Source organism: Mesorhizobium sp. M2A.F.Ca.ET.037.01.1.1 (assembly GCF_003998075.1).
In the GTDB taxonomy this organism is placed as follows: domain Bacteria; phylum Pseudomonadota; class Alphaproteobacteria; order Rhizobiales; family Rhizobiaceae; genus Mesorhizobium.
The window spans coordinates 1-8,037 of record NZ_RZSA01000201.1 but is presented as its reverse complement, the minus strand read 5'-3'; the positions used below and the strand labels follow the sequence as shown (position 1 = coordinate 8,037).

At 65.1% G+C, this 8,037-nt stretch carries 11 protein-coding genes; 5 read left to right on the top strand and 6 right to left on the bottom strand.

Features of this window, described 5'->3' with window-relative positions; genetic code table 11:
* Positions 1-566: 566 nt before the first annotated feature.
* From EOA27_RS42950 to EOA27_RS12620, 3 genes are all read right to left on the bottom strand, one after another.
* Positions 567-689 carry a hypothetical protein gene (locus tag EOA27_RS42950; RefSeq protein ID WP_281058744.1) on the bottom strand — a complete coding sequence of 41 codons (123 nt, stop codon included), beginning with the start codon at positions 687-689 and terminating at the stop codon, positions 567-569.
* Positions 690-754: 65 nt separating this feature from the next.
* Positions 755-949 carry a hypothetical protein gene (locus tag EOA27_RS12625; protein WP_126083370.1) on the bottom strand — a complete coding sequence of 65 codons (195 nt, stop codon included), beginning with the start codon at positions 947-949 and terminating at the stop codon, positions 755-757.
* A 315-nt stretch (positions 950-1,264) separates the two neighbouring features.
* On the bottom strand, positions 1,265-2,194 hold the full coding sequence (locus EOA27_RS12620) for a hypothetical protein (protein ID WP_126083371.1): 930 nt from the start codon (positions 2,192-2,194) through the stop codon (positions 1,265-1,267).
* 89 nt (positions 2,195-2,283) lie between these two features.
* Between EOA27_RS12620 and EOA27_RS12615 the strand changes: the two genes are divergently transcribed.
* The 5 genes from EOA27_RS12615 to EOA27_RS12595 all read left to right on the top strand — a co-directional run bounded on the left by EOA27_RS12615 (position 2,284) and on the right by EOA27_RS12595 (position 4,456).
* Positions 2,284-2,514 (top strand): hypothetical protein, encoded by a 231-nt coding sequence (locus tag EOA27_RS12615; RefSeq protein WP_126083372.1) that lies wholly within the window; start codon positions 2,284-2,286, stop codon positions 2,512-2,514.
* Positions 2,515-2,601: 87 nt separating this feature from the next.
* Positions 2,602-2,844 (top strand): hypothetical protein, encoded by a 243-nt coding sequence (locus EOA27_RS12610; protein WP_108702863.1) that lies wholly within the window; start codon positions 2,602-2,604, stop codon positions 2,842-2,844.
* Between the two features lie 32 nt (positions 2,845-2,876).
* The gene (locus tag EOA27_RS12605) at positions 2,877-3,110 is read left to right on the top strand and encodes a hypothetical protein (RefSeq protein WP_127252655.1); all 234 of its coding nucleotides are present in this window, start codon (positions 2,877-2,879) and stop codon (positions 3,108-3,110) included.
* A gap of 209 nt (positions 3,111-3,319) precedes the next feature.
* On the top strand, positions 3,320-3,541 hold the full coding sequence (locus tag EOA27_RS12600) for an alkylphosphonate utilization protein (protein WP_126083373.1): 222 nt from the start codon (positions 3,320-3,322) through the stop codon (positions 3,539-3,541).
* A gap of 123 nt (positions 3,542-3,664) precedes the next feature.
* Positions 3,665-4,456, top strand: coding sequence for an acyltransferase (locus EOA27_RS12595; protein WP_126083374.1), 792 nt, complete (start codon positions 3,665-3,667; stop codon positions 4,454-4,456).
* A 523-nt stretch (positions 4,457-4,979) separates the two neighbouring features.
* Here EOA27_RS12595 and EOA27_RS12590 read toward each other — a convergent pair.
* The 3 genes from EOA27_RS12590 to EOA27_RS12585 form a co-directional block, all read right to left on the bottom strand.
* Positions 4,980-5,333, bottom strand: coding sequence for a cupin domain-containing protein (locus EOA27_RS12590; protein WP_126083375.1), 354 nt, complete (start codon positions 5,331-5,333; stop codon positions 4,980-4,982).
* A gap of 205 nt (positions 5,334-5,538) precedes the next feature.
* Positions 5,539-5,628: a putative RiPP precursor gene (locus tag EOA27_RS40630; RefSeq protein WP_189343172.1), complete on the bottom strand. Its 90-nt coding sequence runs from the start codon at positions 5,626-5,628 to the stop codon at positions 5,539-5,541.
* Positions 5,629-5,941: 313 nt separating this feature from the next.
* Positions 5,942-7,984 (bottom strand): AI-2E family transporter, encoded by a 2,043-nt coding sequence (locus EOA27_RS12585; protein WP_245491077.1) that lies wholly within the window; start codon positions 7,982-7,984, stop codon positions 5,942-5,944.
* Between the last annotated feature and the right edge of the window lie 53 nt (positions 7,985-8,037).

Here is an 8,037-nt window from a genome sequence, read left to right as displayed (position 1 = left end):
TTGTTGTGGCATCCGAGGCTCGATGCCGATCCGGCGCATCGGTGGCTGCGGGGGCTGGTGAAGGAGGTGTGCGGCGGGGCGCGTAATCCCGGCCCTTGAAAGGGATTGACGCGGCGAGGGAACCAACGATGCGCCGCGGGAGGCACTTCGTTAACGTTAGCCTTAACTAACGTATACTGCGCGCAAGAAAAACCGTGCCGTTCATGGAACCCACGGCATGGTCAGCGCGTTGCCGGGCGCTTTTGCAACAGCCGGAGGCTCGCTTGGGCGAATTCAGGAAGTTCGCGTGCCCCCGGTGCCTGGGCGCCGGCAAGGTGTTCGAGTGTGAAAAGCAGGTGGCGTCGAAAAGCTCATGCTGTCCCTCGGGCACGTTGCGCGACAATTGCCCCGGACAACGGGTTTCCTGCCAGGCCTGCAACGGAACCGGCCTGCGCGGCTACGGCGCACCTCCTCTTTTGCAGGACTGAGCGGCGAGAGGTGGATCACGGCCGGTGCGGCTCAGGCCCGCGACCTTCGAATTCAAAGCGATCGGACAGAGAATAGTCGATCCGTTTGCCGGAATTGCTTTAGGCGCTGGCGCCGCCCATCAGCGCGGCGACCAGGGTCGCCAGGAAGACAAGCAGCCCCAACGCGACCCGGTCCAGCCACCCGCGCCGTCTGGCAAGGATCTCGAACAACCGATTGGCCATCGCAACTTCCCCCTTCGCTTGCGCCATACTCTACCATGCATTTCATGAGAACATCATGAAATGGCTCACAGAGCCTCCGATGCCGCTTCAAGGGAAAATCGGCCGCTGCCGGTCGCCCGATGCCGCGCTGCGAAATGCACCCAAAAAAAGTCGGGATCGAAGGGACAGTCGGTCTGGCGAAAAATCAGCTTATTCAAGCGGATACGCATATATGTGCGGCGCGGTATGCTGGACATCGGAAATGCCCGGAATTCCGCCATTTCATGGCTCTTCGCCGTGGCCCCAGCATGACTGCCAAGCGTGCTTCGAGCGCGAAAAAGGCGGCTAAAAAGGCGCTTCTTGAGCCCTCGGCGACGGCGTTGACAGGGCACCGCGCCAATGGCACTCCGCAAGCACTGGTCACGCCATGACCGTTGCTGTTGGGGACGGACGGGGTTTCAGCAGCTTGGCGGCGGCGCCGGACGGGCGGGCACATGCAGTGTACCGCCCGCTCCTGGCCGGTCCCGGATTCCAGTTCTGCCGCTGCTTGCAACGTAACCGATCGCGCTTGCGCGCGCGGGAATGACACGGGACAATTAGCCGGCGTGCTGCAGCCAATGGCGGTCGAACACGTTGACGATGGCGCGGAACTCGGACGGCGGGATCTGGTTGACGCCGCCATCGCCGTCGGCGCTGAGGAAATGGCCGAGCTGGCGATCGACCGCTTCCGGGTGCTCCATGACGATGCCGAGACTTGCCAGGTCGGCGGCGATCGAGATGCCGGGCGGCAGGGGGCCCCATTGTTCGGCGGCGGGCGCATCGCGCAGGCGCACCAACAGGATCCTGGTGAGCGAGGGCTGCGCTTCCGGGGCGAAGATGGCGGTGCCGACCATATAGCCGCCGAGCACGCTCACCGGCTGCGTATGCGGGAACAGGCAAAGGAAGGACTGCGCCTCGCCGCCCACCTCCTTCAGATGCAGATAGAGGCTGCGCTTTGCCGGCGTGACCGGCCCGGAGAACTGCAACTGCCCGGTCGGCGATGTCTCGCGATATATGGCGTTGAAGGCATGCGCACCGGGCCCCGCCTCGATCGCCAGGCGGCCCCTGATGAGCTGGCCGCGATAATAGGGCGACCAGGCGTGAGAGTACCAGGCATAGGTCCCGGCGAGCGCCAGTCCGATGCCTTTGTCGTCATGTCCGGGCGAGGCAGCGGACTGAGCGCGAGCGCGGCGTTCGAGCTCCGCCGCGTCAATACCGTGGCGGGCGGCGATTGCGGCCGCGAAGCTCGGCAGATCGCTCTCGGCGATCCAGGCGCCGGGCTGCTCGAGGCGCAGCACTTTCGCCCAATCGTCGTAGACGCTTTGCTCGCGCGGCTGAGCCCGGCCCTGCAGCCATTTGTCGGCGCGGCCGAGATCGAATGCCGTCCTGGCGTTGACGGAACGGAACGCCGCCGCGAGATCCTTGCGGGTGACGGTGCCGAGCAGGGCCGATGTCAGCCGCAGCTTCTGCGCGATATGTTGTGCCATCGAAGCGCCCCCTCGGACCCCATGCCCTTCCGAGAATCATGCCTGGCCGCGGCCGCCCCCGGGCACGGCGTCGACTCGTGATGATACGCATGGTCGCGACGCTGCGCGCCGGACTTTCGTCCTGCGCCCGATGTCCGCATCCCAACCTTCCACAGGCCTATACCGCGGAAATTCCGCAGAATTCCACGCCCTTCCACATGGCCGCCCTTTGCCCCCGGGCAGCCGGCGCTAAGCTCGCTGCGGGCAAGGGGCAGACCGTCATGAAAAACGCGCTGAATGTGGGCTTGAGCACGTCATCCCCTTCCTTCGCAGAGCTGTGACACGCTCGATTTCGAGCGACGCCGAATCCCGGCCAAAGCCGGCGACGAGCAAACCGTATTGCCACCTCATCCGGAAGGAATGTTCAGATGACTTCGACCACTTCTTCGACACTCACCTTCATCTTGTTTGTTTCAGGATGCATAGCGCTGGCGCTGCTGTTCATCAACGCGCCGCAGGGGGAATTCCAGTCGAAATACGTCAAGGCAACGCCCGCCACGCAAGGAGCGTCGCCCACCCGCATCGACATCGACAACGACGCGCATGCGATACGCTTCTATGTCGACGGCAAGCAGGTCGCGCTGCTCGACGCATCTGGCTTCAAGCCATGAGGAGGCCGCAGAGCCAGGAACGGAAACCGGCCATGAAGATCGTCCTATCCGCGCTGACGGCGCTTCTCCTTTCGGTCGCGCTGACGCAAGGGGCCGGGGCCAAGACGAAAATCGTGGTGACCGAAAAAAAGGCCGCCACGACTGGCAAGCATCGGCCGCCGCTCGATCAGACGGCAACCGGCGGCATCGTGCCTTTGGCGGGCCAGACGCCGGAGACCGGGGATCCGGGCCAGGCCTATCCGCAGCCGCTGGACCTGCATTTCTAGGCCAATTGCGGGAAATGCGCGGGCGAACGACCCGGCCAACAGCCACCCAGCCATCCTGAGGGCTGGGGGCTTAGCGCCGCTGGCACGGCAGTGCCTGCCTCCTACGCGGACTTCAGGGGCTGCGGTCCGCGGGGAAAAGCGCGCGGCTTGACCAGGCCATTGCCGGCGCGATAGGCGGGCGCAGGCCATCCAATTGATGAAAGACCGCCATGACCGACCCTATCGTGAAAGACAGCAACGGCACGCCGCTGAAGGATGGCGACTCCGTGACGCTGAGCAAGGACCTCAAGGTCAAGGGCACGTCCGAGACGATCAAGCGCGGCACGCTGGTGAAGAACATCCGCCTCAACGGCAATCCCGGCGAGATCGAATGCAACACCAAGCAGGTCAAGGGCCTGGTGCTGAAGACGGAGTTCCTGAAAAAGGCGTGATTGCGGGATCCCATCTCCCCTTATGTTGCACTGCGTTAGATTTGTTGCATTGCGATAGCGGCGCATAGGGCCGAGGCTTTGCCTCAGGCGGGATACGAACGAGCATTAACGAGGTTCGTATTCGTGTCAGCATCGGCGCAGGATTTCCGACCCGATATCGAAGGGTTGCGGGCGGTGGCCGTGGCGGGCGTCGTGGCCTGCCATTTCGGCCTGGCGGCGCTGCCGGGCGGCTTTGCCGGGGTCGACATCTTCTTCGTCATCTCGGGCTTGGTCTCCTTCATCCTCTGGGCCTGGCCGACGAACGTTTCGCAGCCCTGGGCCTTCTACTTCTCGCCGCTGCGCGCTTGGGAATTTGCCGCCGGCGGCCTCGCATCGATGGCGCCGGCGCGGCTTTTGCAGGCGCGTCCGCTGCTGGGGCGGGCGTTGAGCCTGGCCGGCCTGACGATGATCGGGACCGCTTATCTCACCTTCAGCGAGGACGCTCCCTTCCCCGGCTTTCTGGCGCTTCTGCCTGTCGCCGGCGCGGTCCTTCTGCTCAAGGCGGGAGCGGCCGGCGCCAGGGACGGCTACTCACCCGATTCCGAGCGGAATTGGGTGAATGCCGCCCTGGCGCTGCCGCCTTTGCAATGGAGCGGCAGGCTCTCCTATTCGATCCATCTGTGGCATTGGCCGGTCATCGTCTATGCCGGCATGCTGGCGCCGGAGCTGACGCCCATCGAACGGCTTCATTGCCTCGCGCTGACGCTGGCGCTGTCCGCCCTTACCTGCCACCTCATCGAGAACCCGATCCGTCGCAACGGCTGGCTGATGGCCAATGCGGCGCGGGCGCCGGTGCCGGTCCTCCTCCTGACCGGCACCGGCGTCGCAGCCGCCCACGGCAATGCCAGGCTTGCCGTGCGCGACCTCGATCCGTAGCAGCGCATCATCGCCGCCAGCGCGGCCGAGCCATCATGGCGGGACGCGGCGGCGACACGGCCAACGACGCCATACGGTTGAGCGCGACATCGTCGACAGCATCCCCAACGCTGCTTACGTCGACCTCACCGACTTTGCGACGCCTTCCTCGACGGCAAGCTCGCCTTCCGCGACCAGCACCATATGGCCACGCCCTTCGCGGAATCGCTGGAGCCGGAGGTGGAGAAAAGGGTGATGTCGAAGGTGGGAAGATAGGGCGACGACGCCCACCCGTTCGTCATCCTAGGGCGGAGCAAGGAGCGAAGCGACGCGCGCAGACCCTAGGATCCATGCCGTGACGCTAAGGCTTTGCAACGGGTACAGAATTCTGCACCGCCGCGCTTCGCGGCGAAGGTCACGGCATGGATCCTCGGGTCAAGCCCGAGGATGACGACCGGAGGGGCGTCGGCGCCTCAATGCGCCCCCCTCTGGCCTGCGGCCATCTCCCCCACGAGGGGGAGATTAGCAGCTTCGGCGCCGCGCCTCAGCCCACCACAACCACGAAATGCTTGGTCACCGGCTCGAGGATCTTCCAGGTGCCCTTGAAATCCGCCTCGACGACGAAGGCGTCGCCGGGGCCGACCTCGACCGGCTCGCCGCCGTCGGGCGTGATGATGATGCGGCCGGCGATCATGTGGACGAATTCATAGTCGGTGTAGGTGGCATGATAGGTGCCGGGCGAGGCGCGCCAGGTGCCGGACATCACCTTGCCGTCCTCGGTGGTGTGCTGCACGGCGGTTTGCATCGTGGGGGAACCCTCGACCGCGATCCAGCCCGGCAGGTCGCCGCCATCGGCATGCTCGACGGCGCCGAATTTGAGAATGGTGGGTCTGGTCATCGAATGCTCCTCGGTTCGCCGGAATTGGCTGGCGACGGCATAGCCGATGGCGGCATGGGTTGCACGCGGCGATACGACAGCGGAAGGCGATGTGGCGACGGATGCCTAACGGTCCGCAGCTGAGGATCAGCGGGGTTCAGCTCGGCCGAGTTGCATCCAGAATCAAAAACCCGCCGGATGGCGGGCTTTTCGGTTTCCGGCCAGATCAGGTCGGAATGGAAGATGGCGGCGTTGCGGTGACAACGCTCAGCTTTTCACGCTTCGCCAGAACAGGCTTCTCATAGGTCTTCTTCAAGGCACCCCCCTTTCAAGGCTTCGTAGGTCCGCATGTGCAACTTTAAAGCTGGCGCGGCCTATAAGCTGTAGCACATTAGCAACACTTAACAGACGTTCCGCAGGGATTACGGCGTTAAGCATCACTGTCCCGTTTCGGGACTGGCACTCGTCTTGCTATGAAGAGATTGCCGGTGTCCTCCCGCCGGTCCTGATCGAGGGATCAGGTTTAAATCTCGCCGGGCCTGTGGGTTTGGGCATCAGGGTTAGGTCCGGCGAGTTTTTCTTTTCCCCACCGTTATGCCGACACCACGCGACTGGCGGGCGCTCCGCCTTCACTCCGCGGCCTGCAGCTGCTTGCGGCGCGCCGGCTGTCTGCGCCGGTGGCCGGCCTTCAGCGTGACGGCCGTCTTTCTGGAAAGCGCTCCGGTGACCGCGTCGACCATGCCGAAGGCCACGAAGTCGGCGTTTAGAGTGGCAGCCAGTTCTGCCGCGGCCCCGACGTCGCCATTGCCGACTTCCGACCAGAAAACGATGCCGACCCGAAGTTTCGCCTTGATGCGCTTCAGCCGACGAACCATGAAGCGCGCGTGCCGGGTGGATTGGCGGTTGAGGAAGCCGATCACGACGGCATCGATGGCTTCGAGGTCGAGACGGCGGATCGCCAATGGCTCGAGTTCGGTAAAGCTCGCCTTCGACACCGAAGCGCCCTGCACTTCCAGCACCTGGGCCAGCATCGCGGCGGCGGCGTCGTCGAGCTCGCCGCGCCCGCCGGCGCAGAGCACTGCGATGCCCGAGCCGTCGGGCAAATCGACCTCCTCTTCCTCCACCTCGGCAGGCTTGGCTTCGCCAGGGTTTTTCTCGCTAGCCTTGTTTTTCTCGCTAGCCTTGTTTTTCTCGCCAGCCTTGCTGTCGGCTGCCTTCTCATCGGCAGCGGCCGCCTGCTCGCTTTCTTCCTCCTCGGCCTCCTGCTGGGCGCTGTCGTCGAGATTGGCGACCAGCGTCAAGGCGCTGTCGGCAAGCTGCCGGCGCTGCGCGTCATCCATGACGCCGCGCTCCCGGTCCTGCTCGCCGAGCAGCAGCGCGGGAATCGCCACCTTGCCGTAGAATTCGAACAGATACTTGTCCTCCAGCATCTCCTCGGCATGGTCGGTCGCCTCGTCCGGGTCGCCGGCCAGGAGCCGCTGGTAGAGCCTGGCATGCGGCTCCAGCACCGGCTCGTTGCCGAACAGGACGTCGAGGAACTCGAACTGCGGCACGTGCCGGCCGAGCACCACCAGGCAGACGGTGAGCGGCGTCGACAGCACCAGGCCGATCGGCCCCCACAGCCAGGTCCAGAAGATCGCCGCCACGATGATGGCCAGGGGCGACAAGCCCGTATGCGAGCCATAGAGCCACGGCTCGATGACATTGCCGGTGACGAGCTCCACGACGACGAACAGCGCGGCGGTCCACAACAGCAGCGACCAGCCGGGCGCCACGGCCAAGGCGAGGAACAGCGGCAGCAGCGCGCCGATGATCGGGCCGATATAGGGCACGAAGCGCAGTGCCAGCGCCAGCAGGCCCCAAAGCAGCGCGTTGGGGATGCCGAGCACCCAGAGCCCGATGGTGATGGGCACGGCGTAGATGATGTTGACCACCAGTTGCATCAGCAGATACTGGCCGACGCGCTTGCCGGCATCCTGCAGCGCCTGCGTGGTACGATGGAGGTCGCCATAGCCGACCAGCCGGATGAAGCGGTCGCGCAGGTCCTCGCGCTCCATCAGCATGAAAATGACGACGATGATGACGAGGCCGGCGGAGCCGAGCGGGCTGAGCAGCGGGCCGATCAGGTTCTGCAGCACCTCGAGCGGCTTTTCATGCGCGACGACCTCGACCGGGATCGGCTCGCGCTTCGGCGCCTGGGCGGCCGAGGGCAGCTGCGGCTCCTGGCGGTCGATCTCCTGGCCGACGCGCTCGATGACACCGCCGAGGCGCGAGATGATGCCGCCGCCGAGGCCGTTTTCCTTCAGCGCGCGGACCTTGGTCAGGATGTTGATCTGGTAGAGGGGGATGTTCTGGGCGAGGTCGCTGACCTGGGTGGCGACGACGAAGGAGAACAGCGAAAGGGCGGCGAAGGCGCCGGCGACGCTGGCGATGACAGCCGCGATGCGCGGAACCCCCGCGCGCTTCAGGGAGGACACGACAGGCGCGATGGCGAAGGTCAACAGAAGCGCGACGGCGATCGGCAGGAACACCTCGCGCCCGAAATAGAGCGCGGCCACCGTGACCACCACGCTCGCCACAGTCGGCAGCGCCGTGCGCGGATGGCCCCTGGACGCTGCGAGCAGGCCTTCCAGCCTCGGCTCCGACGCCCCGTTCCCGCGATTGGCCGCCACCATCGAGCCTCCATGCCGTCTGTCCGGCAATGATCCCAGATACTTCGCCGGCG

Bases quoted from the DNA above. Each gene is read 5' to 3' on its own strand.
- EOA27_RS42950 (WP_281058744.1), bottom strand. From the start codon at position 689: ATGGCCAATCGGTTGTTCGAGATCCTTGCCAGACGGCGCGGGTGGCTG.
- EOA27_RS12625 (WP_126083370.1), bottom strand. From the start codon at position 949: ATGGCGGAATTCCGGGCATTTCCGATGTCCAGCATACCGCGCCGCACA.
- EOA27_RS12620 (WP_126083371.1), bottom strand. From the start codon at position 2,194: ATGGCACAACATATCGCGCAGAAGCTGCGGCTGACATCGGCCCTGCTC.
- EOA27_RS12615 (WP_126083372.1), top strand. From the start codon at position 2,284: ATGGTCGCGACGCTGCGCGCCGGACTTTCGTCCTGCGCCCGATGTCCG.
- EOA27_RS12610 (WP_108702863.1), top strand. From the start codon at position 2,602: ATGACTTCGACCACTTCTTCGACACTCACCTTCATCTTGTTTGTTTCA.
- EOA27_RS12605 (WP_127252655.1), top strand. From the start codon at position 2,877: ATGAAGATCGTCCTATCCGCGCTGACGGCGCTTCTCCTTTCGGTCGCG.
- EOA27_RS12600 (WP_126083373.1), top strand. From the start codon at position 3,320: ATGACCGACCCTATCGTGAAAGACAGCAACGGCACGCCGCTGAAGGAT.
- EOA27_RS12590 (WP_126083375.1), bottom strand. From the start codon at position 5,333: ATGACCAGACCCACCATTCTCAAATTCGGCGCCGTCGAGCATGCCGAT.